Genomic DNA, 1,372 nt, shown 5'->3' on the forward strand with positions numbered 1-1,372 from the left:
ATATGGGCCTTGCGTCCAAGGCGCTGATATTTCCAAGAAAACCGGCAGTGAATAAGCAAGATTCGGCTTATGTCATGTTTGGTTGATACTGATTAGCCCGCGACAGCGGGCTGCTTTTTGTTTAATTGATTTAATTCAATCACTTACCCTTTGTTGCTCCTGTTCTGTCGAATGGGTCCTGGCAGAATTGTGGCCCCGCCAACAAAATTCTTACGTGAAATTGTCAGATTCTCGGACGAATTTTTGCCCCGTTTCCTGTGCAGGTTCTCAAAAGATTGCGCGAAACGCCTGATCACAGATAGTTTCAAGAAACAGAATGTGGTGCAGTTGGACATGCAATCGTTCGAAGAACATCGGATCGGGGAACTCGCATGATTTCATTCGCGAATTTTGCCAAGAGGTGTGTTGCCGCTCTTGCATCGGCTGCGGCGCGTGCATTGGGTATCTGCGCCGTGTGCATCGGTGGCTTGGCTTCAGCACCTGCTGCCCACGCTTCCGACGGTGTCTTTATTCCATTCATCGCGTCTTCGCCACCGCCTTCAGGCGCAATCAACCTATGCAACCAATATAACTGGGCTTGCACTGCAAAACGCTCGGTCACGTTGTCCAGCCACCAAGAGCTGACGGTGGTAAATCAAGTGAATCGCCGCGTAAACGCGTCGACCCGTGAAGTTACAGATCAGTCCCAGTATAAAATGCGAGAGCGATGGGCGCTGCCAACATCCAGAGGCGGTGACTGCGAAGACTTTGCTTTGTTGAAGAAAAGAGATCTGATCCATGCCGGGGTTGATCCAAGAAAGCTTTTGATTGCAACCGTACTGGACACTCGACGGACACCTCATGCGGTTCTGGTTTACCGTTCGGCGCAGGGCGACCTGATTCTGGATAATCTCACAAACCGGATAAAACCCTGGACAGCTACGCGCTACCTGTTTTTGCGAATGCAGAATCCGAAGCGGCCCAGTCAATGGGTCGGGGTTTACGGACGCAGCTGACCTCAGCGGTATATTTACATACCCAAAATCGTGTCCTTGGACGCAGATTTGGTCTGCGCCCAAGAGAGTAGTCTTTGACCTGACGCTTGGACGGATTAATCCGAACGTTTTGCGTATCGACGTATTCTAGCCTCGAACCCACGACCGACGGAATTTTTTGCTATCGAATATTCTCCGCGTTCCTAGGGCCGGTTTCGCTGGTACCCGGTTTTCGTCTCTATCGGTCTTCTTCGTGCTCTTCACCACCGGGCTCTTCACCACCGGGTTCTTCACCACCGGGTTCTTCACCACCGGGCTCTTCACCACCGGGCTCTTCACCACCGGGTTCTTCACCACCGGGCTCTTCACCACCGGGTTCTTCACCACCGGGCTCTTCA

Annotated in this window: 1 protein-coding gene; it reads left to right on the forward strand. The window is 52.1% G+C overall.

Going from position 1 to position 1,372, the window contains the following annotated elements; genetic code table 11:
• Positions 1-371: 371 nt before the first annotated feature.
• Positions 372-995: a transglutaminase-like cysteine peptidase gene (locus AC2FND_RS20270; RefSeq protein WP_496771496.1), complete on the forward strand. Its 624-nt coding sequence runs from the start codon at positions 372-374 to the stop codon at positions 993-995.
• Positions 996-1,372 lie beyond the last annotated feature (377 nt).

This window comes from Ruegeria sp. BHSB056, from assembly GCF_059613305.1.